At 67.2% G+C, this 23,621-nt stretch carries 20 protein-coding genes; 14 read left to right on the top strand and 6 right to left on the bottom strand.

Features of this window, described 5'->3' with window-relative positions; all coding sequences use genetic code 11:
• The first annotated feature begins 69 nt into the window (after positions 1–69).
• The 8 genes from RMCB_RS25195 (at position 70) to rraA (ending at position 5,291) form a co-directional block, all read left to right on the top strand.
• The gene (locus tag RMCB_RS25195) at positions 70–726 is read left to right on the top strand and encodes a DUF6474 family protein (RefSeq protein WP_029371859.1); all 657 of its coding nucleotides are present in this window, start codon (positions 70–72) and stop codon (positions 724–726) included.
• Between the two features lie 8 nt (positions 727–734).
• Positions 735–1,268 (top strand): hypothetical protein, encoded by a 534-nt coding sequence (locus RMCB_RS25200; RefSeq protein WP_062830927.1) that lies wholly within the window; start codon positions 735–737, stop codon positions 1,266–1,268.
• Between the two features lie 41 nt (positions 1,269–1,309).
• Positions 1,310–2,005, top strand: coding sequence for a YcnI family protein (locus tag RMCB_RS25205; protein ID WP_029371856.1), 696 nt, complete (start codon positions 1,310–1,312; stop codon positions 2,003–2,005).
• Positions 2,002–2,508, top strand: a complete 507-nt coding sequence (locus RMCB_RS25210) for a copper resistance CopC family protein (protein WP_062830928.1) — start codon at positions 2,002–2,004, stop codon at positions 2,506–2,508. Before RMCB_RS25205 ends, RMCB_RS25210 begins: the two co-directional genes overlap by 4 nt.
• Positions 2,484–3,425, top strand: a complete 942-nt coding sequence (locus RMCB_RS25215; RefSeq protein ID WP_062830929.1) for a CopD family protein — start codon at positions 2,484–2,486, stop codon at positions 3,423–3,425. The genes RMCB_RS25210 and RMCB_RS25215 overlap by 25 nt, the downstream gene beginning before the upstream one ends.
• 91 nt (positions 3,426–3,516) lie before the next feature.
• The gene (locus RMCB_RS25220; protein ID WP_062830930.1) at positions 3,517–3,975 is read left to right on the top strand and encodes a hypothetical protein; all 459 of its coding nucleotides are present in this window, start codon (positions 3,517–3,519) and stop codon (positions 3,973–3,975) included.
• 48 nt (positions 3,976–4,023) lie between these two features.
• On the top strand, positions 4,024–4,815 hold the full coding sequence (locus RMCB_RS25225) for a MerR family transcriptional regulator (protein WP_062830931.1): 792 nt from the start codon (positions 4,024–4,026) through the stop codon (positions 4,813–4,815).
• Complete coding sequence (gene rraA / locus RMCB_RS25230) at positions 4,812–5,291, top strand: ribonuclease E activity regulator RraA (protein ID WP_062830932.1); 480 nt, start codon at positions 4,812–4,814, stop codon at positions 5,289–5,291. Before RMCB_RS25225 ends, rraA begins: the two co-directional genes overlap by 4 nt.
• A gap of 73 nt (positions 5,292–5,364) precedes the next feature.
• Here rraA and RMCB_RS25235 read toward each other — a convergent pair whose 3' ends face one another.
• Positions 5,365–6,834, bottom strand: a complete 1,470-nt coding sequence (locus tag RMCB_RS25235) for a flavin-containing monooxygenase (protein WP_062830933.1) — start codon at positions 6,832–6,834, stop codon at positions 5,365–5,367.
• Positions 6,835–6,909: 75 nt separating this feature from the next.
• Between RMCB_RS25235 and RMCB_RS25240 the strand changes: the two genes are divergently transcribed.
• The 3 genes from RMCB_RS25240 to RMCB_RS25250 all read left to right on the top strand — a co-directional run bounded on the left by RMCB_RS25240 (position 6,910) and on the right by RMCB_RS25250 (position 9,222).
• The gene (locus RMCB_RS25240; protein ID WP_029371843.1) at positions 6,910–7,551 is read left to right on the top strand and encodes a TetR/AcrR family transcriptional regulator; all 642 of its coding nucleotides are present in this window, start codon (positions 6,910–6,912) and stop codon (positions 7,549–7,551) included.
• A 26-nt stretch (positions 7,552–7,577) separates the two neighbouring features.
• Positions 7,578–8,828 carry a DNA polymerase IV gene (dinB, locus tag RMCB_RS25245; RefSeq protein WP_062830934.1) on the top strand — a complete coding sequence of 417 codons (1,251 nt, stop codon included), beginning with the start codon at positions 7,578–7,580 and terminating at the stop codon, positions 8,826–8,828.
• Between the two features lie 103 nt (positions 8,829–8,931).
• Positions 8,932–9,222, top strand: a complete 291-nt coding sequence (locus tag RMCB_RS25250; protein WP_029371839.1) for a YiaA/YiaB family inner membrane protein — start codon at positions 8,932–8,934, stop codon at positions 9,220–9,222.
• On the opposite strand, the gene RMCB_RS25255 is transcribed toward RMCB_RS25250, so the two are convergent.
• Entirely contained in the window at positions 9,211–10,218 is a 1,008-nt protein-coding gene (locus tag RMCB_RS25255) for a PHP domain-containing protein (RefSeq protein ID WP_062830935.1), read from the bottom strand. The two genes, RMCB_RS25250 and RMCB_RS25255, sit on opposite strands and share 12 nt — an antisense overlap.
• 91 nt (positions 10,219–10,309) lie before the next feature.
• On the opposite strand from RMCB_RS25255, the gene RMCB_RS25260 reads away from it, so the two are divergent.
• Positions 10,310–11,944, top strand: coding sequence for a SulP family inorganic anion transporter (locus tag RMCB_RS25260; protein ID WP_062830936.1), 1,635 nt, complete (start codon positions 10,310–10,312; stop codon positions 11,942–11,944).
• A 26-nt stretch (positions 11,945–11,970) separates the two neighbouring features.
• Here the strand turns inward: RMCB_RS25260 and RMCB_RS25265 are convergent, their stop codons facing one another.
• The gene (locus RMCB_RS25265; protein ID WP_062830937.1) at positions 11,971–13,314 is read right to left on the bottom strand and encodes an NAD-dependent succinate-semialdehyde dehydrogenase; all 1,344 of its coding nucleotides are present in this window, start codon (positions 13,312–13,314) and stop codon (positions 11,971–11,973) included.
• A 138-nt stretch (positions 13,315–13,452) separates the two neighbouring features.
• Here RMCB_RS25265 and RMCB_RS25270 point away from each other — a divergent pair, with 138 nt between their 5' ends.
• Together RMCB_RS25270 and RMCB_RS25280 are read left to right on the top strand one after the other, a co-directional pair.
• Positions 13,453–14,304: an LLM class F420-dependent oxidoreductase gene (locus RMCB_RS25270; RefSeq protein ID WP_062831007.1), complete on the top strand. Its 852-nt coding sequence runs from the start codon at positions 13,453–13,455 to the stop codon at positions 14,302–14,304.
• A 671-nt stretch (positions 14,305–14,975) separates the two neighbouring features.
• A complete protein-coding gene (locus RMCB_RS25280; RefSeq protein ID WP_062830938.1) occupies positions 14,976–15,821 on the top strand; it encodes a patatin-like phospholipase family protein in 846 nt (281 codons plus the stop codon).
• Positions 15,822–15,832: 11 nt separating this feature from the next.
• Here RMCB_RS25280 and RMCB_RS25285 read toward each other — a convergent pair whose 3' ends face one another.
• Genes RMCB_RS25285 through gltB form a run of 3 tightly spaced genes read right to left on the bottom strand, consistent with a single transcriptional unit; the run spans position 15,833 to position 23,264 of the window.
• Entirely contained in the window at positions 15,833–17,173 is a 1,341-nt protein-coding gene (locus RMCB_RS25285; RefSeq protein WP_062830939.1) for a glycosyltransferase family 87 protein, read from the bottom strand.
• Between the two features lie 36 nt (positions 17,174–17,209).
• Complete coding sequence (locus tag RMCB_RS25290; protein ID WP_062830940.1) at positions 17,210–18,676, bottom strand: glutamate synthase subunit beta; 1,467 nt, start codon at positions 18,674–18,676, stop codon at positions 17,210–17,212.
• Positions 18,669–23,264, bottom strand: a complete 4,596-nt coding sequence (gene gltB, locus RMCB_RS25295; RefSeq protein ID WP_062830941.1) for a glutamate synthase large subunit — start codon at positions 23,262–23,264, stop codon at positions 18,669–18,671. The genes RMCB_RS25290 and gltB overlap by 8 nt, the downstream gene beginning before the upstream one ends.
• Positions 23,265–23,621: the final 357 nt, after the last annotated feature.

A 23,621-nucleotide genomic window follows, 5' to 3' on the forward strand; every position in this document is an offset into this window, starting at 1 on the left:
ATACTGTGGGTCAGCAGCAGTGCAGCGGTGACCGCTAATACTCGACGAGAAGACCCGGAGGCAGCCGGAATGGGCCTGTTCACGCCACGCAAAAGCAGAGCAACCCGCCGCGCCGAAGCTCGCGCGATCAAGGCCAAGGCCAAGCTGGAAGCTCGGCTCACCGCAAAGAACGAGGCCCGGCGCATCAAAGGGGACCGCAAGGCCGAGAGCAAGGCACTCAAAGCCCAGCTCAAGGCTCAGCGCGACAGTGACCGCAACGCCCTCAAGGTGGCCGAGGCCCAGCTGCAGGCCGCCCGCGAGGGCAAGCTTCTCTCACCCACTCGAATTCGTCGGCTGCTGACGGTCACGCGTTTGCTGGCACCCGTCCTGGTGCCGCTGGTGTACCGCGGCGCGATGGCAGCCCGCGGCGCCATCGACGAACGCCGGGCCGATCAGCTCGGCGTGCCGCTGAGCCAGCTCGGCCAGTTCTCCGGCCACGGCGCCCAGTTGTCGGCCCGCATTGCCGGGGCCGAACAGTCCCTACGGCAGGTCGCCGACAAGGCTCCGAAGGACGCCGAGACCAAGCAGTTCGTCGCGGCCATCACCGATCGGCTCAGCGATCTCAGTGCCGCGGTGGCCGCCGCCGAGCACATGCCGACCGCACGCCGCCGGGGCGCGCACGCGGCCATCGCGGCGCAGCTCGACGGCATCGACGCCGACCTGCTGGCCCGGCTCGGTCTGGTCTGACCCGTGCGATGACCGACGCCCGTACCGATCCCGCGGCCCGGCTGCGCGGTACGTCCGTCGGGATCCTCACCGCCGTGTTGGCGGTGGCCTCGCACGGAGCCGCGGGTGGCGGATGGCCCGCCGGCGCCGTCATCGCGCAACTGGCACTACTGGCGGTCACGCTCGGCGCGGTGGCGTCGACCATGCGGGCCGCGAACCGCACCTGGGTGCTCGTCGGTCTGCTCGGCGCGGGCCAGATGCTCGGGCACGCACTGCTGGCCATCGACGGTCACACCCACGGGTCGCATCCGTTGCAGCCCGGGGCGGTGATGCTTGTCGCGCACCTCGTGGCCGTCACCGTGGGAGCCCTCCTCATCGCAGGCGGAACCCGGTTGTGCGCCGCGCTGTCCCGGGTCCTACTGTCGGTGGCGCGTCGCGTGCCTCCGATCCCGGCGGGGACCACCCACAGCGTCACCCGCAGCGCCGACCAGCCGATGCAATCCGCCCGGCTGTTGGCCACATCGGTGTCCCATCGGGGTCCGCCGGTCAGTGTCATTCACTGATCCTCCTATCCCCCGACATCCACGAAAGACACTGATTCACAATGAAATCCCCTCACGGGGCGCGTTGGCGCGCCCTGCCCGCCGCTGCTGCGGCGACCCTTGCGACCGGGCTGCTCACCGCAGCCCCGGCGTCTGCCCACGTGCACGCCGATGCCGACAACCCCACCCCTGGCAGCACATCGCTGGTGACGTTCCAGGTTCCCGGAGAATCCGATACCGGCGCTCTGACAACACAATTGAGTGTCGCACTGCCCAACGTAGCCTCAGCCCGCGCCGAGGTGATGCCGGGCTGGACGGCCAAGCTCGACCGGGACACGGCGGCAGGCACCGTCCGTTCAGTCACCTGGACCGCGGCGCCGGGCGTCGGTATCTCGCCCGATCAGTTCGCGCTGTTCCGGATCTCGGTCAAGCTTCCCACCACCCCGACGGTGAGTTTCCCTGCCACGCAGACGTATTCGGATGGCAAGGTGGTGCATTGGGATCAGGCCCCGCTGCCCGGTGGCGGTGAGCCCGAGTACCCCGCACCGGAACTGAAGCTGTCGGGCGCCCCCGCCGGCGACGACCACGACGACGACCACGGCGCCGCCCCGAGCGTGACGGCCACAGCGCAGCCCCCGGCAAGCGCGGCACCCGCTGCGGCCACCGCCGACAACACGGCGCGCTGGCTGGCCGGCGGAGCACTGGCGGTTGCGGCCGTCGCGGTGGTGGCAGCTCTGGCGGCGCGGCGCCGGTCATGAGGCGGGTGCTCGCGGCCGTCGTGGCCGGATTCGCTTTGGCGGCATTGTCATTGGCTGCCGCGGGTACCGCGTCGGCGCACGCCACCAGGATCGCCACCGATCCTGCCGATCACGCCGCGCTCACCGCGTCACCGCAGCGGGTCAGTGCGACGTTCAACGAGGCCCTGCAGCAGACATTCGCCGACATGACGGTCGTCGGGCCCGACGGCAACTCGTGGTCGACCGGCAATGCTCAGGTGCAGGGCGCGGTCATCGGCATCGACCTGCGGCCGCTCGGCCCGACCGGTACCTACACGGTGAACTACCGGGTCACCTCAGCCGACGGGCACGTGGTGTCCGGATCGTGGTCGTTCGACCTGACCGTCGCGGGCTCGGGAACCCCGGGTCCGCCGGTCGGCTCGGCGAGTGGCTCCGACGGCAGCCTGCCGGTGTGGCCGTTCGTGGTGGTGGCCGCGGTCATCGTCGGTGGCGGAGCTTGGTGGGTGCTGCGCCGGCGGGCGTGACGCGCAGGGTGGTGGCCGGCGCCGCGTTCATCGTCGCGGTGTCGGCGGCCGCCGCCTGGGCGCTGGGGTATCCGCAGAGCCCGTTGGGCGGTGCGGCGGCACGCGCCGCGGCCGACGGTGCGGCGGTGGTCGCGGTGGGATTGGCCGTGGTGCCGATGCTCGACGTGGCACGCTACCGCGCCGAACTGATCCGGTCGGCGACCACACCGTTGGTGTGGACCAGTGCGGTGTGGCTGCTCGCCGAAATCGTGCGGCTGATCGCCGAGACTGCCCGCGCGGCCGATGTGGGCGTGTTGCACCTCGGCGTGCAGACCACCGCCGAGTTCGCGTTGGCGACGACGGCAGGCCGCTCCAGCCTCGCCGGGGTGGTCGCAGCCTTGGCCCTTGGCATCGTCACGCTCGCTGTGCCGAGGACCACGGCGGCGGTGGCTGCGACAACCGGGATCGCCGCAGCAGGTCTGGTGGCGCGAACCCTGTCGGGGCATCTCGCCGAGAGCCCGGTCGGCGGGCTCGCGGTGGCCGTCCACGCGCTGGCCGCCGCCCTGTGGTGCGGCACGCTGGCCGCCCTCGTGCTCACGGTCACGCACCGGGGACAGTGGGCCCGGGTGCTGCCGCGGTACTCCCAGCTGTCGCTGAGCTGCGTCGTGGCGCTGTTGATCTTCGGCGTCCTCGGCGCTGCCATCCGGCTGAACACCCCCGCGGAACTGTGGGCGACCGGGTACGGAAGGCTGCTGTCGGCCAAGGTCGTGCTGACCGCGGGTCTGCTGGTCGTGGCCTGGCGGAACCGGGCGGGCTGGCTGCCTGCGGCACGCTCGCATCGGGCCAGCGCGACCCTGTCCCGCACCCGCTCGCTGATCGAGCTGGCCGTCATGACCGTCACCATCACGTTTGCCGCGGCGTTGGCCGTCGCGGGTTGACCGCTCGGCCGCCTGGCATGATGGGGGCGACTGCCGGCCACCCCGCACCCGCGTCGGCGCGGAGCACCAGACACCGCAAAGGAGCAGCCCGATGGCAGAGCAGCAGGATCCGTCCGAGGACAAGCCGGACGCCGGTTCCGGACCTCCCGCGGCAGGCCCATCCGATGCGGCCGCCGATCCTGGTGCTGTGACACCGCCTGCGAAGAAGGCTCCCGCCAAGAAGGCGCCCGCGAAGAAAGCCCCCGCCAAGGCCGCCGCGAACGCACCGGCCAAAAAAGCGCCTGCCAAAAAAGCTCCCGCGAAGAAGGCCCCCGCCAAGAAGGCGCCGGCCAAGAAAGCCGCCCCGCCTCCACCCACGCCGTCCGCCGATCTCGCGTCGGCAGCCAAAGAGACTGCAGCGCAAGCGAAGTCGACGGTGGCCGCGGCGGCCAACCCCACCTTGCCCGTCACGCCCCGCACGTCGCGGATGCCCTTCGTGGTCGCCGTGGCGGTCGGTGTGCTGGCGGTACTGATCGTGTTGCTCACCAGGCGCCGCTCCGGCTCCGAGTGAGTTTTTTCCCTTGACCCTCTCCCGACGTCAGGGTCGATAGTTAGGTTCGTGGACGCCAATACCGACGCCAGGACCGTCGGCGCCGTAGCCACCCTCACCGGGGTGTCGGTACGGACGCTGCACCACTACGACCGCATCGGTCTGGTGGTGCCGAGCGTGCGGACCGCAGCCGGTTACCGCGGCTATCTCGATGCCGACATCGAGCGGCTGCACATGGTGCTGGTGTACCGCGCGGCCAGCTTGGCCCTCGACGACATCCGGGTGCTGCTCGACGATGCCGAGGCCGATGTGCTCGCCCACCTGCGACGCCAACATGCGTTGCTGTGCGAGCAGGCCGAACAACTGGAGCACACGATCAAAGCAGTGGAGGAACTCATGAGCGCGCATCGCAGCGGTATCAAATTGACCGCCGAGGAGCAGGTGGAGATCTTCCGTACCACGAAGTTCGGGGACGAGTACGCCATCGAGGCCGAAGAACGCTGGGGCGACACCGACGCGTGGAAGCAGTCGCAGCGACGCACCGCCGAGCTGACCAAGCAGGACTGGATCGAGATCAAATCCGAGGGTGACGCGCTGCTGGCCGACCTCGCCGCAGGCAAGCGCGCCGGCGTCGTTCCCGGCTCGTCGGACGCCGATGCTCTGGCGGCACGGCACCGGGCCTCGATCGCGCGGTTCTACGACGTCGGGGACGAGATGCACGTGTGTCTGGCCGAGATGTACCTGGCCGACGACCGGTTCACCCGGTACTACGACGACGTCGAGCCTGGTCTGGCCCAGTTCGTGCACGACATCATCGTGGCAAGTGTGCACGAGGGCGGTCCTGAAATAATCGCGGAGTGAGTATCGAACCCCGCGCCACCGCCGATCTGGTCGACGAGATCTACCCCGATGTCCGCAGCTGCGATCTGCAGTTGCAGAACTACGGGGCCAGAACGATGTTCGCCGGCCGCATCACCACGGTGCGCTGCTTCCAGGACAACGCCCTGCTCAAGTCGATCCTGTCCACGCCGGGCGACGGCGGGGTGCTGGTGATCGACGGCGCGGGCTCCCTGCACACCGCGCTGGTCGGCGACATCATCGCGGGGCTGGCCCACGACAACGGCTGGTCCGGGGTGATCGTGCACGGCGCGGTGCGCGACGCGGCCACGCTGCGGACCATCGACGTCGGGATCAAGGCCCTTGGCACCAACCCCCGCAAGGGCACCAAGACCGGTGAGGGCGAACAGGACGTCGAGGTGAGCTTCGGCGGTGTGACCTTCGTGCCGGGCGACATCGCCTACTGCGACGACGACGGCATCGTGGTGGTCACCCCCTAACCGCGAGCAGACGCGAAATCCCCCTAAACCGCGTGGTTTAGGGGGATTTCACGTCTGCTCGGCGGAAAAGAAACTAGGCCGGCACTGCCACGCGGTGCTTGGTGAAGTGCAGCGACTGCTCGTCGACCTTGCCGTACCGGATGGTCCTCATGTCGAAGAAGTAGTTCTGCTTGAGCTTCCACGGCGCCTGCGATCCCGACTTGGGCAGGCTGTCCATGGCACGCCGGAAGTACCCGGGCGTGAAGTCCATGAACGGCAGCTCGTCGACGCTGTCGCCGGGGTGCTGCGCCTCGACGCGGTCAAAACCGTTGGCGTCCATGTAGTTCAGCAGACGGCAGATGAACTCCGACACCAGATCCGCCTTGAGGGTCCACGACGCGTTGGTGTACCCGAAGGTGATCGCCATGTTCGGGACGCCCGACAGCATGAGGCCCTTGTAGGTCATGCACGAGGGCAGGTCGATCGGCTCGCCGTTGCGGTTGGCGGTCGCGCCACCGAACAGCTGCATGTTCAAACCCGTTGCGGTGACGATGATGTCAGCCTGCAGCTCCTCACCCGACGTGAGCTTGATGCCGTTCTCGGTGAAGGTCTCGATGGTGTCGGTGACGACGCCCGCCTTGCCCGAGCGGATGGCCTTGAACAGATCGCCGTTGGGGGCCAAGCAGACTCGCTCGTCCCACGGGTTGTAACGCGGGCTGAAGTGCTTGTCGTAGTCGAAGCCCTCGGGCAACCGGCGCTCGGCCATCTGGCGCAGCGCCTTCTTGAACACGGCCGGGAACTTGCGGGCGAGCTGATACTGACCGGTGCTGTAACCGATCTGCTTCCAGCGGTTGACGAAGTGCGCCAGGTTCTTCGGCAGGTACTTGTTGGTCTTCGCGGCCACGGGATCGACGAGCGGCAGCGCGCCGATGTAGGTGGGCGAGCGCTGCAGCATGGTCACGTGGCCGACACCGCCGTCGACCAACGACGGGATCAGTGTGACAGCTGTGGCGCCGGAACCGATCACGACCACGTTCTTGCCGGCGTAGTCGAGATCCTCCGGCCAGTGCTGCGGATGGATGATCTGACCCTTGAAGTCGGCGGCGCCGGGGAACTCCGGCGAGTAGCCCTCGTCGTAGTTGTAGTAGCCACTGCACACCGACAGGAAGGATGCGGTGATCTGCTTGGTCTCGCCACCCGTCTCGACGTTGACCGTCCAGTGGTTCTCCGCGTCCGACCAGTCCACCGAGAGCACGCGGTGACCGGTGCGGATGTGCTTGTCGATGCCGTTCTCGACGGCGGCCTCGTTGATGTAGTTCCAGATCGACTGACCGTCGGCGATCGACTTCGCCGACTCCCACGGCTTGAACCGGAAACCGAGGGTGAACATGTCGGAGTCGGAACGGATGCCCGGGTACTTGAACAGGTCCCAGGTGCCGCCGATGTTCTCGCGGCGTTCCAGGATCACGTAGCTCTTGCCTGGGCAACGGTCCTGCAGGTGCCAGGCCGTGCTGATGCCGGAGATTCCGGCGCCGACGATCACGACGTCGAAGTGTTCGTTCATGGGACCGACGGTATCAACACCGTGTCGAGCCAGTCAACAGTCTGTCGAAAATCTCGACGCACTGTTAAACTCCTGATCGTGACCACTGCCCAGACCCGCGCACCTCGGGGCCGCCGCGCGACGAGACCGTCGGGTGACGACCGCGAAGCGGCGATCCTGGCGACGGCGTCGCGCCTGCTGGAGACCAAGAAGTTCGCCGATGTCTCGGTCGACGATCTGGCCAAAGGCGCAGGCATTTCGCGACCCACCTTCTACTTCTATTTCTCATCCAAGGAAGCCGTCCTCCTGTCGCTGCTCGATCCGCTGATCAAGCGCGCCGACACCGGCTTCGACGGCGCGTTGGAGGACATGCCCGCCGATCCGAAGCGGGCCATCCGCCGTGGCATCGAGATCTTCTTCAGTTCGTTTGGGTCCCATTCCGCCACCGCGAAGGCCGGGGTCGAGGCGGTCGGCACCATCCCCGAGTTCCGCGAGTTCTGGGCGGGGTTGATGCAGAAGTGGATCAACCTGACCGCCGCGCTGATCGGCGCCGAACGTCAGCGGGGCGCCGCCCCGGACACCATTCCGGCGATGGACCTCGCCACCTCGCTGAACCTGATGAACGAGCGCACCATGATGGCGGCACTGGCCGGCGAGACGCCGGGCATCGCCGACGACCGGGTGGTCGACACGTTGGCCCACATCTGGCTGACCAGCATCTACGGGACAGCCGCCTAGAGCTTGTCGCCCGTGCATGCGAACATATGTTCGTGTCCGACGGTCACACTTCTAGTGCGCAGGCTTCTGCCATTTCGCCTGCTCCGCAGGCGGCTATCCTGCACGCCGACCTCGACTCTTTCTACGCGTCGGTTGAGCAACGCGACGACCCCGCGCTGCGCGGCAAGCCCGTGATCGTCGGCGGCGGGGTCGTGTTGGCGGCCAGCTACGAGGCCAAGGCCTTCGGCGTGCGGACGGCGATGGGCGGGCATCAAGCCCGTGCCCTGTGCCCGCGGGCCATCGTCGTGCCACCGCGCATGGCGGCATACACACAGGCCAGCAGGGATGTCTTCGAAGTCTTCCGAGACACCACGCCCATCGTCGAACCGCTGTCAGTCGACGAGGCGTTTCTCGACGTATCCGGCCTGGGCCGGGTGTCGGGCACGCCGGTGCAGATCGCCGGGCGCCTCAGGCAACAGGTGCGCGACCGGGTCGGCCTGCCGATCACCGTCGGCATCGCCCGCACCAAGTTCCTGGCCAAGGTGGCCAGCCAGGAAGGCAAGCCCGACGGGCTGCTGTTGGTCCCTCCGGACCGCGAACTGGCGTTCCTTCACCCACTGCCGGTGCGGCGGCTGTGGGGAGTCGGGGCCAAGACCGCCGAGAAGCTGCACGCACACGGCATCGTGACGGTGGCCGACGTCGCCGAGCTGCCCGAGTCGGCGCTCTGCGCAATGGTCGGCGGCGCCATGGGCCGCCAGCTGTTCGCGTTGTCGCGCAACATCGATCGGCGCCGGGTCACCACCGGGGTGCACCGGCATTCGGTCGGGGCCCAGCGCGCGTTGGGTCGGCGCGGCAACACCATGTCAGCAGCCGAGGTCGACGCCGTGGTGATCAATCTCGTCGATCGCATCACCCGGCGGATGCGCGCCTCCGGACGGACGGGCCGCACGGTGGTGCTGCGGCTGCGGTTCGACGACTTCGGTCGCGCCACCCGCTCGCACACCTTGCCGCGGGCGACGGCGTCCACCGAGGAAGTCCTCGGTGCGGCGCGCGCACTGGTCGACGGCGCAGCACCGCTGATCACGCAACGGGGCCTGACCCTGATCGGGTTCGCGGTGTCCAACATCGACCGCGACGGCAGCCAGCAGTTGGAACTGCCGTTCGACAGCGCTCCGGATCTGGGTGCTGTCGATTCGGCCGTCGACCAGATCCGGGAGCGCTTCGGTACCGCGCTGCTCACCCGCGGCGTGCTGGTCGGCCGCGATCCCGGGTGGGAGATGCCTATGCTGCCCGATTGAAAGAACTGCGCGGCAACGCTACCCAGCTCCACGCCCGTGAGGGTACGAAACCTGAGTAGTCTCACGGATCCGCGCACCCGCATGCTGCGGCAGGCTGCGAATCATGAACGCAATCAACGACTTGTCGAAGATCACCGCAGCCTTCTTCATCCAGGCCGCAATTGCCTTCGGCGTGAGTTTCCTTGGTGTGCTGGGCGGTATCTATTTTCTGCCGCTGGACACCTGGCAGCGCCTGTTCCTGGCGATGTCGGTGCTCTTTCTCGTCACCAGTGCCTTCACGCTGGCGAAGGTGGTCCGCGATCAGCAGGAGGCGGCGACCATCCGGGTGCGGCTCGACGAGGCCCGGCTGGAAAAGCTGCTCGCCGAACATAATCCGTTCAACTCAGCGTCGTGAGGTCCACTCCAGCAGGTCATCGGCAGCCCACGTGTTGACGATGCGCTCCATCGGGACTTCGGCGTCGAGGGCCCGCTGGGCGCCGTAGCCGAGAAATTCGAGCTGGCCGGGCGCATGTGAATCGGTGTCGATACTGAACAGGCACCCGATCTCCAGGGCCTGCTTGAGCAGCCGGGTCGGCGGGTCGCGGCGCTCGGGCCGGGAGTTGATCTCGACAGCCGTGCCGTGGTCGCGGCACGCGGTGAACACTTTCTCGGCGTCGAACTTCGACTCGGGCCTGGTGCCGCGGCCGCCGGTGACCAACCGTCCCGTGCAGTGTCCGAGCACGTCGGTGTGCGGATTCGAGACGGCCTTGAGCATCCGGCGGGTCATCGCCGCGGCGTCCATGGATAACTTCGAGTGCACGCTGGCCACCACCACGTCGAGCCGCTCCAGCAGTTCGGGTTCCTGATCCAGCGCGCCGTCTTCGAGAATGTCGACCTCGATGCCGGTGAGGATCCGCATGGGGGCGACGGTGTCGCGGAGCTCGTCGATGACATCGAGCTGATGTCGGAGGCGATCGGGCGAGAGACCGTTGGCGACCTTCAGCCGCGGCGAGTGATCGGTCAGCGCGCAGTATTCATGGCCCAATTTCTTTGCGGCGAGCATCATCTCCTCGATGGGCGCGGAGCCATCCGACCAATTGGAATGCACGTGCAGATCGCCGCGCAATGCGGCACGGATCTCGCCACCACCGAGATCGGCTGCTGTCGAACGCAATTCGACGAGCACATCGGGTTCGCGACCCGCCCACGCCTGGGCGATCACGGTCGCCGTCTTCGGTCCGACACCCGGCAGCGACTGCCAACCGTTGGCCGCGCCGAGGCGTCGCCGCTGCTCGTCGCTCAGCGCCTCGACGACATCGGCCGCCCTGCGATAGGCCATCACCCGGCGCGGGTCTTCACGGGCCCGGTCTTTGTAGTACGCGATCTGGCGTAGTGCGGTCACCGGATCCATGGGCTCCAGTGTGCCCGTTTGCACCGCGTCGGGGCATCCGACTATTCTCAATTGCGATTTTCTTCAATCCATCAAATCATCAGGTCGTATCGTGCCTCATCGCTTCAGCCGGCTGCTGCCCCATCGCGACGATTACGCCGAGCTGCCGCGCTCGTGGCGTCGCGACATCCTCGCCGGAGTGACGGTCGGCGTCGTCGCGCTGCCACTGGCGTTGGCCTTCGGGATCAGCTCCGGCGTCGGCGCGGCGGCGGGCCTGATCACGGCAGTGGTCGCCGGACTGGTCGCGGCGGTGTTCGGCGGCTCGCACGTGCAGGTCTCCGGGCCGACGGGAGCGATGGCGGTGGTCCTCGCACCGATCGTCGCTCAACATGGACTCGGCAGCATCGCCCTGGTCACGGTGGTAGCGGGGCTGTTGGTGCTGGCGGCCGGCGTCACCGGACTCGGCCGCGCCGTGACGTTCATCCCGTGGCCGGTGATCGAGGGATTCACCCTCGGCATCGCCACCATCATCTTCCTGCAGCAGGTCCCCGCGGCATTCGCGCAGCATCCTCCTGCCGGTGAACGCACGCTGCCCGCAGCAATCACCGTGGTCACCCACGCCGACTGGACGGCAGCGGCGCAAACCCTGGGTGTGGTGGCCGTCGTGGCGCTCCTGATGGTCACGCTTCCCCGGTTGCACCGCGCCATCCCCGAATCGCTGACCGCGGTCATCGTCGCCACGGTGCTGGTGATCGTGCTGCACATCCCGGTCGCGGCGATCGGCGAGTTGCCGTCACGCCTGCCCGCGCCGGTGCTGCCCCACGCCGACCTCGCGGCGATGCGGCCGCTGCTCGGTGCCGCGCTGGCCATCGCCGCCCTGGCCGCCATCGAGTCGCTGCTCTCGGCTCGGGTCGCGGCAACAATGTCACCGACCGGGCCGTACGACCCCGACCGGGAATTGGTGGGCCAGGGGCTGGCCTCGGTGGCCTCCGGCGTGTTCGGCGGGATGCCCGCGACCGGTGCCATCGCCCGCACGGCGGTCAATGTGCGGTCCGGCGCCAGTACGCGGGTCGCGGCGATCGTGCACTCGCTGGTGCTGCTGGGCGTGGTCTACCTCGCGACCGGGCCGGTGTCGGCCATACCACTGGCCGCACTGGCCGGGGTGCTGATGGTGACATCGTTCCGGATGATCTCGGCTGCCACGGTTCGAAAGATCCTGCGCTCCACCCGATCCGACGCCCTGACCTTCGTGCTGACGGCCGTCGTGACGGTGTGTTTCGATCTGATCGAGGCCGTCGAGATCGGGATCGTGGTGGCGGCGTTCTTCGCGTTGCGGTCAATCGCACGGCGCAGCAGCGTGGTTCGCGAGGAGCTGCCCGGCCCCGCCCTGCCCGGCGATGACGAGATCGCGCTGCTGCGCCTCGACGGGGCAATGTTCTTCGGTGCGGCCGAGCGCATTTCGCAGGCGATCGTCGACAGCGAGCACCCGCACACATCCGTCGTGATCATCCGGATGTCGCAACTGGGCATGCTCGACGCCACGGGTGCGCACACGCTCGCGGAGATCGCCTCCGAACTGGAGGCCCGCGGCGTCACGGTGATCATCAAGGGAGTGCGGCCCGAACACGCCGAGTTGCTCGCCAACGTCGGCGTGTTCGAGTCGCTCCGACACGAGAACCACTTGCTCGATTCGCTCGACGACGCGATCGACCATGCGCGCACGCATGTCGCCCATCGCCCGCACTGAGCAGGTCCCGCGGGCAGATCCGTTCGCTAGACGGTACGGATCAGCTTTTTGTTGACGAACTCGTCGATGCCGTACTTGCCGAGCTCGCGCCCGTAGCCGGACCGCTTGATCCCGCCGAACGGCAGCTCAACGCCCTCGGCGCCGACGGCGTTGACGAACACCATGCCGGCATCGATCCGGTCGGCGACGCGCTTGGCCTGCTCGGCATCGGTGGTGAAGACGTAGGAGCCCAAGCCGAACGGGGTGTCGTTGGCGACGGCCACCGCTTCGTCCTCCGAGCCGACCTTGTACACCACGGCCACCGGGCCGAACAGTTCCTGACCGTAGATGGGGTTGTCCTCGGTGACCCCGGTGAGGACACCCGGCGGGAAGAACGCGCCGTTGCGCTCACCGGCCGACGTCAACTTCGCACCGCCCGCGACCGCGGCTTTCACCTGCTGCTCCAACGTTTCTGCCGCACGCAGCGAGGACAGCGGAGCGACACCGTCGGCGGCGGCGAGGATCTTCTCGGTGAACTTCGTCAGGAAGTCGTCGTAGATGTCCTCGGCGACGATGAACCGCTTGGCGGCATTACAGGCCTGTCCGGTGTTCTCCATCCGGCCTGCCACGGCTGCTTCGACCGTCGCGTCGAGGTCGTCGGTCGAGAGCACCACGAACGGATCGGAGCCACCGAGCTCCAGGACGCACTTCTTCAGGTGGCGCCCGGCGATCTCGGCGACCGCAGCACCGGCCCGCTCGGAACCGGTCAGCGACACCGCCGCCACCCGCGGGTCGGCGATGATCTCGGCGACCTGCTCATTGGTCGCCCGGATGTCGATGTAGGCGCCCTGCGGGAAACCGGCCTCCAGGAAGATCAGCTGGAGCAGCTCGGCCGACTCGGGGCACTGCGGCGCATGCTTGAGCACAATAGTGTTGCCTACCACCAGGTTCGGGCCGGCGAACCGGGCCACCTGGTAGTACGGATAGTTCCACGGCATGATGCCGAGCAGCACACCGACGGGCCCGCGCTTGACCACCGCGCTGCCTTCGCCGTCGAGCAGCGTGATCTCCTCGTCGGCGAGGAACTTCTCGGCGTTGTCGGCGTAGTACTGGTAGATCGCGGCGCAGAAGTCGACCTCGCCCAGGGATTGGTCCATGGGCTTGCCCATCTCGCGGTTGATGACCGTCGCCAGTTGTTCGCGACGTTCCTCGTGCAGCTTGGCGACTTTCGCGAGAAGAGCTGCCCGCTCAGCTACCGTGCTGGTCCGCGACCAGGTGCGTGCGGTCTTGGCTGCCGCGTCGATCGCAGCTTCGATCTCGGCTTCGGTTGCAGTCGGATAGGTGGCGACGACCTCGGCGGTCGCCGGGTTGGTGACTGCATACTCGCTCATGGTTTCACTCCTGGTTGTTGGCGCATTCAACGCACCCGAGACACTACCCAGCGGGGCGTCGACTTCGCGGCGAGATGCGCAATGAATTCACAGGTTTCCGGGGGAATGAATCTGTGCGGAGCCAAAGTTGGCATGGGCGTGCGATTCGCCTTCAAAACTTCCCCGCAGAACACAACCTGGGCCGACATGCTGACCGTCTGGCGTGCGGCCGATGCGATCGACGTCTACGAGTCCGGCTGGACCTTCGATCACTTCTATCCGATCTTCTCCGACTCCACCGGCCCGTGCCTGGAGGGCTGGACGACGCTGACAGCGCTGGCGCAGGCGACCGAACGGTTGCGCGTCGGCGTGCTCGTGACCGGTATCCACTACCGCCACCCCGCGGTGCTGGCCAACATGGCCGCCGCGCTCGACATCATTTCCAACGGACGTCTCGAGCTCGGCATCGGCGCGGGCTGGAACGAAGAGGAGTCCGGCGCATACGGCATCGAACTGGGCAGCATCAAGGAGCGCTTCGACCGGTTCGAGGAAGCCTGTGAGGTGCTCACGGGCCTGCTCACCCAGGAGACGACGACTTTCGACGGCTCCTACTACCAGCTCAAGGATGCCCGCAACGAGCCGAAGGGTCCGCAGCAGCCGCACCCGCCGATCTGCATCGGCGGCAGCGGCGAGAAGCGCACCCTGCGGATCACCGCGAAGTACGCCGACCACTGGAACTTCGTCGGTGGCCCGCCGGAGGAGTTCGCGCGCAAGCGTGACGTGTTGGCCGCCCACTGCGCCGATCTCGGTCGCGATCCGAAAGAGATCACGCTGTCGGCCCACGTGCGGTTGGGCGAAGACCGCGACTACGCGAAGGTGGTCGACGAGGCTGCCGCACTCGGCGCCGAAGGACTGGATCTGGCGATCATCTACCTGCCGCCACCACTCGACAGTGCTGTGCTCGAGCCACTCGCCGAGGCGATCCGGGACTCGGGCCAGCTCACCGCTTGACAGCTCTCCGCTTGACATACGGCGCCCGGCCGCGCGACCAGCGCGCCGGGCGCCGATGTTTTTGCCGACATTTTCGACCGGCAACGCCGGTACCACTCGTTATAACTGGTCAGACACTGACAGATTGAGCGAAGCAAATGCTGACGGCGGGCCGCCAGAGCCGGCGGCACAGTGCCGCGCGGAGAGCCTAGACTCCGAGGCGAAGTAGCTCGTCGGGGGTCACCAGGCGTTCGTTCTTGGCCGGAAATTCACGGCTCTTCACGGGGTGGCGGAACCATGACCAGGCGATTCGACCCATCCGCGACCGACTGAGCGGAATGTTGTACACGGTGATCACTCCTGCGACGTTCTGATAGCTGTACCCGTAGCTCTACGTTACCGCAGCACTCTCATGAAGTCATTAGATACCTGTTCGTTGGCAAACAGTGCGAGCCACGCCGGACAAAAAGCGGATGTTTCTGGTGATACTGGTGTGATAGTTGTGGTCTCAAATAACGCGGTTCGCGTGACCCCCATCACCTTCTCCGGTCGATTTCGCCGCAACATCACGATGACATAACAAAGCGGGCAAAGATTAAGAAAACTCCGTCAACGCAGGCGCCCCTGGGCGATACCCGGCTGCCCGGCGAACGGCGGTGCGATGATGCGGCGGTGACGAGGATCCCGGCACCATGACGACGGCATTCGTGCTGTCCGGTGGCGGCAGTCTCGGATCTGTCCAGGTCGGGATGCTGCTCGGCCTGGCCGAAGCCGGCGTGCGGCCCGACATGATCGTCGGCACGTCGGTGGGCGCTCTCAACGGCGGCTGGATCGCGTCACGCTCCGATGTCGCCGGCATCGAGAAACTCGCGGACCTGTGGCGATCGCTGACCCGGGAGAAAGTGTTCCCGACCAATCTGGTCCATGGCTTCCTGGGCTTCGTGGGACAACGCCGCAGCCTGGTGCCGGATTCGGGGCTGCGCCGGCTGCTGGTCGAGAACCTGCAGTTCACCCGCCTCGAACAGGCACCGATTCCACTGCACGTGGTCGCGACCGAGGTGCTCTCAGGCGAAGACATCCTGCTGTCGTCGGGAAACGCGGTCGACGCGATCGCGGCCAGCGCCGCGATTCCAGCGGTCCTGCCGCCGGTACGCATCGACGGTCACGACTTGGTCGACGGCGGGGTCGTCAACAACACTCCCCTCTCGCACGCGATTGCGCTCGGTGCGACCACGGTGTGGGTGCTGCCGACGGGTTTCGCGTGCGCACTCCCTCGACCGCCGCGCGGAACCCTCGCAATGGCGCTGCACGCCATGTCGCTCGCGATCAACCAGCGGCTGGCCGCAGACATCGACCGCTTCGAATCGTCGGTGGACATCCGCGTCGTGCCTCCGCTGTGCCCGGTCAAAGTACTGCCGTCGGACTTCTCGCAATCGGGTCAGCTCATCGAGCGGTCCCACCACACCACCCGGGTGTGGCTGACGAAGCGTCATCCCACGGTCGGCCAGGCCGCGCTTCTCGAGCCGCATCACGACTAGAACGGCTGGGTCTATCGCGGCTGCACGAGGCGATCGTCGACGGCTGCGGCGCCCTCGGCATCCGTGAGCGCCACGCGCTCATCGGGAAACTCCGGCGGGTAGTCGTCGAGATCGGATGTTGCCATCGCGATCTCGTCACGCGCGCTCAGCCGCAGCCAGCTCACCGCGCCGACCATGAAGCACCCGAACACCAGCGGATACCAGCCGCTCGCAACCTGGCCGACCCAAGAAGCGCGCAGGTCGAGGAAATTCCAGTACACCCCGCTGAAGTACATCGTGGTGTGGTTGCGGCCGGGGCGGTGCAGCGTCCACATGAACGTCATCGCCACCAGCACGGCAGCCCGGTAGGCCCAGCCGCGGGACCAGTGTCCGCGCGTCGTGCACGATTTCGCCACGAGCCAGAAGAACGCCGGCGCGAACCACACCCAGTGCGCTGCCCAACTGAACGGGGATACCGCACACCCCATCAAACCGACCGTCACCACTGCCAGCACCGGTTCTCCGCGCCGCTGGGCCCACGTCGCGACGGCCAGGCCGGCGGCAACCACCAGCAGGCTCAGGGCGATCCACAGCCACTCCGGCCGCGGATTCGGAGCGAAATACCGCGCCAGAAACCCGTTGATCGACTGATTCGCCAGATGGTCCAGACGGCTGATGTGGCTGGTGTCGCCGAGGTGACTCCAGAACCAGGCGCTGTCGCGCGGCAGCAGGGGCCACGTGAGCACTGCGGTGGCACCGAATGTGCCTGTGGCGGTGGCCGATGCCCGCCACTGTCGCGTGAGCAGCAGGTACGGCAGGAACACCAGCGGCGTGAGCTTGATACCGGCGGCGATACCCAAACCGATTCCACGCCAGCGCGATTCGGCAGGGCGCAACAGATCGAGCATCACCATCGCCATCAGCAGGACATTGATCTGCCCCCACCAGAGCGTCGCCTGCACGGGCTCGAGATCGATGACGATGACCGCGAGCGCACTACTGACCACGCCCAGCCGGGCATCTGCGCGAAACCCGGCCAGGCGCATGATGCGCCATGCGATGAGCCCCAAAACGCAGATCGACAGCGCCAGAAGGGCATACTTCGCGACATCGAATCCGAGCCAGGCGAACGGCGCAAGGGCCAGGGTCGCGAAGGGTGGGTAGACGAACCACGCACCGCGCAGCGCAGGCGTGTCGTAGAGACCCCTGCCGTCCCACACCTGGTGCACAGCCGCCCGGTAGGTGTCCAGATCGTAGTTGTTCTCGGTCAACCCGAAGAACTGCGTCTGGAACGGCACCAGGTGGTTGTGTACCACGACCGCCAACACGGCCATGATGACTGCGCCGCAGACGAAACGACGACGCAGTAGCATCCCCCTGTCCAACGGTCGCTTAGCTGTTCCGCCGGCTCATCGCTGCGGTGCGGCGGTCGGCTTGATCGGCGCGGGCAGCGCGCTGTGGCCCATCAGGTAACGGTCGACGCCTGCCGCGGCAGCGCGGCCCTCGGCGATCGCCCACACGATCAGCGACTGTCCGCGCCCCATGTCACCTGCGACGAACACGCCCTCTTCGGTGGTCTGGAAGTCCTTGTCGCGCGCCACGTTTCCGCGGTCGGTCAGCTCGACACCCAGCTCGGTCAGCAGGCCCTCGCGCTCGGGGCCGACGAAACCCATTGCCAGAAACACGATGTCGGCGTCCAGCTCGAAGTCCGAGCCTTCGACCTTCTCGAACTTACCCGCGTTCATGACAACCTCGTGCACCTTGAGCGAGCTCACCTTGCCGTCGACGCCGACGAACTGCTCGGTGTTCACCGAGAAGACCCGCTCGCCACCCTCTTCGTGCGCCGAGGATACCCGGAACATCAAGGGGTAGGTCGGCCACGGGGTCGAATCTGCGCGGGACTCCGGTGGCCGCGGCATGATCTCGAACTGGTGGATGCTGGCCGCGCCCTGTCGGTGTGCGGTGCCCAGGCAGTCCGCGCCGGTGTCGCCGCCACCGATGATGACGACCTTCTTGCCCTTGGCCGTGATCGGCGGCTCGCCGTCGGGGCCCAGTACATCGTCACCGTTCTGCACGCGGTTGGCCCACGGCAGGTACTCCATGGCCTGGTGGATGCCCTCGAGTTCGCGGCCCGGGATGGGCAGGTCGCGCCACGCGGTCGCACCGCCGGCCAGCACCACCGCGTCGAAGTCCTCGCGCAGTTGCTCGACGGTGAGGTCCACGCCGACGTTGACCCCCGTGCGGAACTTCGTGCCTTCGGCCTCCATCTGCTCGAGACGGCGGTCGATGTGGCGCTTCTCCATCTTGAACTCGGGGATGCCGTAGCGCAGCAGCCCGCCGATGCGGTCGGCGCGCTCGAACACCGTCACGTCATGCCCGGCGCGCGTCAGCTGCTGCGCCGCCGCGAGCCCTGCGGGCCCGGATCCGACGACCGCAACCTTCTTGCCGGTCAACACATCCGGCGGCAGCGGCTTGACCCAGCCCTGCTCGAAGGCATTGTCGATGATCTCGACCTCGACCTGCTTGATGGTCACCGGGTCCTGGTTGATCCCCAGCACGCACGACGCCTCGCAGGGCGCCGGGCAGAGCCTGCCGGTGAACTCCGGGAAGTTGTTGGTCGCGTGCAGCCGCTCGATGGCGTCGCGCCAGCGGTCCCGGAACACCAGGTCGTTCCACTCGGGAATCAGGTTTCCCAGCGGGCATCCGTTGTGGCAGAACGGGATACCGCAGTCCATGCAGCGTGATGCCTGTACCTGCAGGGTGTCGTGGGAGAAGTCCTCGTAGACCTCTTTCCAGTCCTGCAGGCGCAGCGGCACCGGCCGCCGGGCAGGCAGTTCGCGTTTGGTGTGCTTGAGGAAGCCAGCCGGATCAGCCACGGGCCGCCGCCATGATTGCGTCGTTGACATCGGAACCGGCAGCCTCGGCCTCGGCGATCGCCGTCAGCACCCGCTTGTAGTCCCGCGGCATGACCTTCACGAAGTTCTTCATCTCGCCATCCCAATCGGCCAGGATCCGCTGCCCCACGGCCGAATCCGTCGCGTCGACGTGCCCGGTGATCATGCCGTGCAGCCATTCGCGGTCAGCGTCGTCCAGAGCGTCGAGATCCACCATCTCTGCATTCACGTTCCCCGGCAGCGCGCCGGCCGGGTCGTACACGTAGGCCACGCCACCGGACATGCCCGCGGCGAAGTTGCGCCCGGTGGCACCGAGGATGACCACCTTGCCGCCGGTCATGTACTCGCAGCCGTGGTCACCCACACCTTCCACGACCGCGTGGGCACCGGAGTTCCGCACCGCGAACCGCTCGCCCACCACACCGCGCAGGAAGGCCTGACCGCTGGTGGCGCCGAACAGGATCACGTTGCCGCCGATGATGTTGCGCTCGGCGACATAATCCGCCGGGGCGTTCTCGGACGGCCGCACCACGATCCGGCCACCGGACAGGCCCTTGCCCACGTAGTCGTTGGCGTCGCCGTAGACCCGCAGCGTGATGCCCCTCGGCACGAACGCACCGAAGCTGTTGCCTGCGGAACCGTCGAACGTGATGTCGATGGTCCCGTCCGGAAGTCCCTGCCCGCCATAAACTTTGGTGACCTCGTGGCCCAGCATGGTGCCCACGGTCCGGTTGACGTTGGTGATCTTGGTCGAGAACCGGACCTTCGCACCCTTGTCCAGCGCCTCGCGGCTCTGCACGATGAGCTGCTGATCCAGTGCCTTGTCCAGGCCGTGGTCCTGTCGCGAGCTGCAGTACAGGTCCTGGTTCATGAAGGCCGATTCCGGCTCGTGCAGCACGGGCGTGAGATCGAGCTTGTGTGCCTTCCAGTGCTCGGCGGCCCGGCTGGTGTCCAGCGCGCCGACCTGGCCGACCATCTCGTTGACGGTGCGGAAACCCAACTGCGCCATCAGTTCCCGAACTTCCTCGGCGATGAACATGAAGAAGTTCTCGACGAACTCGGGCTTGCCGTTGAACCGCTCGCGCAGCACAGGGTTCTGCGTCGCCACGCCCACCGGGCAGGTGTCGAGGTGGCAGACCCGCATCATGATGCAGCCCGAGACGACCAGCGGTGCGGTCGCGAAACCGAATTCCTCGGCGCCGAGCAGCGCGGCGATCACCACGTCGCGGCCCGTCTTGAGCTGACCGTCCACCTGCACGACGATCCGATCGCGAAGACCGTTGAGCAGCAACGTCTGCTGCGTCTCGGCCAGGCCGAGCTCCCACGGGGCGCCTGCGTGCTTCTGCGAGGTGAGCGGGGTGGCGCCGGTACCGCCGTCGTGCCCGGAGATCAGCACCACGTCGGCGTGCGCCTTGGAGACGCCGGCCGCCACGGTCCCGACGCCGTTCTCGCTGACCAGCTTGACGTGGATACGGGCTGCCGGGTTGGCGTTCTTCAGGTCGTGGATCAGCTGCGCCAGATCCTCGATCGAGTAGATGTCGTGGTGCGGCGGCGGCGAGATGAGCCCGACGCCCGGCGTCGAGTGCCGAACCTCGGCCACCCACGGGTACACCTTGTGCCCCGGAAGCTGCCCGCCCTCACCGGGCTTGGCGCCCTGGGCCATCTTGATCTGGATGTCGGTGCAGTTGGTCAGGTAGTGACTGGTGACACCGAACCGGGCCGAGGCCACCTGCTTGATGGCACTGCGCCGCCAGTCGCCGTTGGCGTCGGGTTCGAAGCGGTCGACGCTCTCGCCGCCCTCACCCGAGTTGGACCGGCCGCCAAGGCGGTTCATCGCGATGGCAAGCGTCTCGTGTGCCTCGGCCGAGATCGAGCCGTAGCTCATCGCGCCGGTGGAGAACCGCTTGACGATCTCACTGGCCGGCTCGACCTCGTCGATCGAAATCGGCTCCCGCACACCTTCTTTGAACTTGAGCAGGCCGCGCAGCGAGGCCATCCGCTCACTCTGGTCATCGACCAGCTTGGTGTACTCCTTGAACACCGAGTACTGCCCGGTGCGGGTCGAGTGCTGCAGCTTGAACACCGTGTCGGGGTTGAACAGGTGGTACTCACCCTCGCGCCGCCACTGGTATTCACCGCCGACCTCGAGCTCGCGGTGCGCCCACTCGTCGGGACGGTCCAGGTACGCCAGCTCGTGCCTGGTCGCCACGTCGGCGGCGATGTCGTCGAGGTCGATACCGCCTGTGGGGCAGTGCAATCCGGTGAAGTACTCGTCGAGCACCCGCTGGCTGATACCGACGGCCTGGAACAGCTGGGCGCCCGTGTAGGAGGCCAGGGTGGAGATGCCCATCTTGGACATCACCTTGAGCACGCCCTTGCCTGCGGCCTTCACGTAGTTGGCCTTGGCCTGATCGCTGGTGAGCCCGGTGATGACGCCGCGGTCGATCATGTCCTCGATCGACTCGAAGGCCATGTACGGGTTGATAGCGGCCGCGCCGAATCCACACAGCATGGCCATGTGGTGCACCTCGCGCGCGTCGCCGGATTCGACGACGAGGCCGACCTGCGTGCGGGTGCGCTCGCGGACCAGGTGATGGTGCACGGCGGCGACGGACAGCAGCGACGGGATCGGCGCGAGCCATTCGTTGGATTCGCGGTCGGAGAGCACGATGATGCGGGCACCGTTGCGGATGGCCTGCGACACCTTGGTGCGCACGTCCTCCAGGGCCCGCCGCAGCCCGGCGCCGCCATCGGCGACCGGGTACAGGCAGCTCACCACGGCGGCCCGCATGCCGTGCTTGCGGCCGCGGATCTCGTGGTCGGGGTCGACGTCGATGAGCTTGGACAGCTCGGCGTTGCGCAGGATCGGCTGTGGCAGCACGATCTGGCGACAGGAGTTCTCGTCGGGGTTGAGCAGGTCGCCTTCGGGACCGATGACACCCTGCAGGCTGGTGACCACCTCTTCGCGGATCGCGTCCAGCGGCGGGTTGGTCACCTGCGCGAAGAGTTGCTGGAAGTAGTCGAACAGCATCCGCGGCCGCTGCGAGAGCACCGCGATGGGCGTGTCGGTGCCCATCGAGCCGAGCGCCTCGGCACCGGTGCGGGCCATGGGTGCGATGAGCAGGTTGAGCTCTTCGTAGGTGTAGCCGAAGGCCTGCTGACGCAGCACCACCCGGTGGTGCGGCATCTTGACGTACTTGCCCTGGGGCAGTTCGTCGATGTGGAAGAGGCCCGCGTCCAGCCATTCCTGGTAGGGATGCTCGGCGGCCAGCTCGGCCTTGACCTCTTCGTCGGAGACGATGCGGCCCTGCGCGGTGTCCACCAGGAACATGCGGCCCGGCTGCAGGCGCATCTTCTGCACGACGGTCGAGGGATCCAGGTCCAGCACGCCGGCCTCGGATGCCATGACGACCAGACCGTCTTCGGTCACCCAGATGCGTGACGGGCGCAGGCCGTTGCGGTCGAGCACCGCGCCGACAACGGTGCCATCGGTGAAGCACACCGAGGCCGGTCCGTCCCACGGCTCCATGAGCGAACCGTGGTACTGGTAGAACGCCCGGCGCGCCGGGTCCATCTCGGTGTTGCGCTCCCATGCCTCGGGAATCATCATCAGCACCGCGTGGTGCAGCGGGCGCCCGCCGAGGTGCAGCAGCTCGAGGACTTCGTCGAAGCGGGCGGTGTCCGACGCCCCCGGCGTACACACGGGGAAGATCTTGTTCAGGTCGTTGTGGTACCCGAAGACGTCGGTGTGGATGAGCGCCTCACGGGCCCGCATCCAGTTTTCGTTGCCGGTGACGGTGTTGATCTCACCGTTGTGGGCGACGCGGCGGAAGGGGTGCGCCAGCGGCCACGACGGGAACGTGTTGGTCGAGAACCGCGAGTGCACGATGCCCAACGCGCTGGTGAGCCGCTGGTCCTGGAGATCCAGGTAGAACGCGCGCAGCTGCGGCGTGGTCAGCATGCCCTTGTAGACGATCGTCTTGCCCGAAAGGCTGGGGAAGTACACGGTCTCGCGCCCGGGGCCGTCCTGGCCGGGGCCCTTGGTGCCGAGTTCGTGCTCGGCGCGCTTGCGGATGACGTAGGCGCGGCGCTCCAGCTCCATGCCTTCGGCGCCGCCGATGAAGACCTGACGCAGCGTCGGCATGGCATCGCGGGCCAGTGCGCCCAGCGAGGAGTCGTCGTGCGGGACGTCGCGCCACCCCAGCAGTTGCAGGCCCTCGGCCTCGACGATCTTTCCGACGGCCTCGCAAGCCAGCTTGGCGTCGCGTGAGGACTGCGGCAGGAAGGCGATGCCGGTCGCGTAGCTGCCCTCGGGCGGGAGTTCGAAGCCTTCTTGCTCCTTGCAGACCGCGCGGAGGAACTCGTCGGGCACCTGCAGCAGGATGCCTGCGCCGTCGCCGGTGTTGGGCTCCGCGCCCGCAGCACCGCGGTGCTCCAGGTTCAGCAGCGCGGTGATCGCCTTGTCGACGATGTCGCGGCTGCGACGGCCGTGCATGTCCGCGACCATCGCGACGCCGCAGGAGCCGTGTTCGTACGCGGAGTTGTACAACCCGATTTGCTTTGGAGCCATTATCACCTAGCCCTCCAACCACGCTCTGTCACGAGCTGGCGTTAGCCACTCGGCGAGGGAGGCCGTTCGTGCACCACTGAACGACGGCTATGTCCAACACGCCATAAGTGACAAAACAATAGGGCAAACACCGTGCGACATGCCAACTTAGCTAAGCCTAACCAGATTGCCCGCCCAACGCATTCCTGTGTTGCCGCCATATTACGACGGTTCGGAAAGAGGTTGTCCGCCTTGCCTTTTCGACTAACTGTCAAAACCCTGTGAGCGATACGCCGCGTTTACCCGGGGTCAACACCCTGCCCCGCCCATTTGCTACACAGGCTTAACGCGGGTGTTATACAGCCGTTATATAGGACC

This window comes from Mycolicibacterium brisbanense, assembly GCF_001570425.1.
Taxonomy (GTDB): Bacteria; Actinomycetota; Actinomycetes; order Mycobacteriales; family Mycobacteriaceae; genus Mycobacterium; species Mycobacterium brisbanense.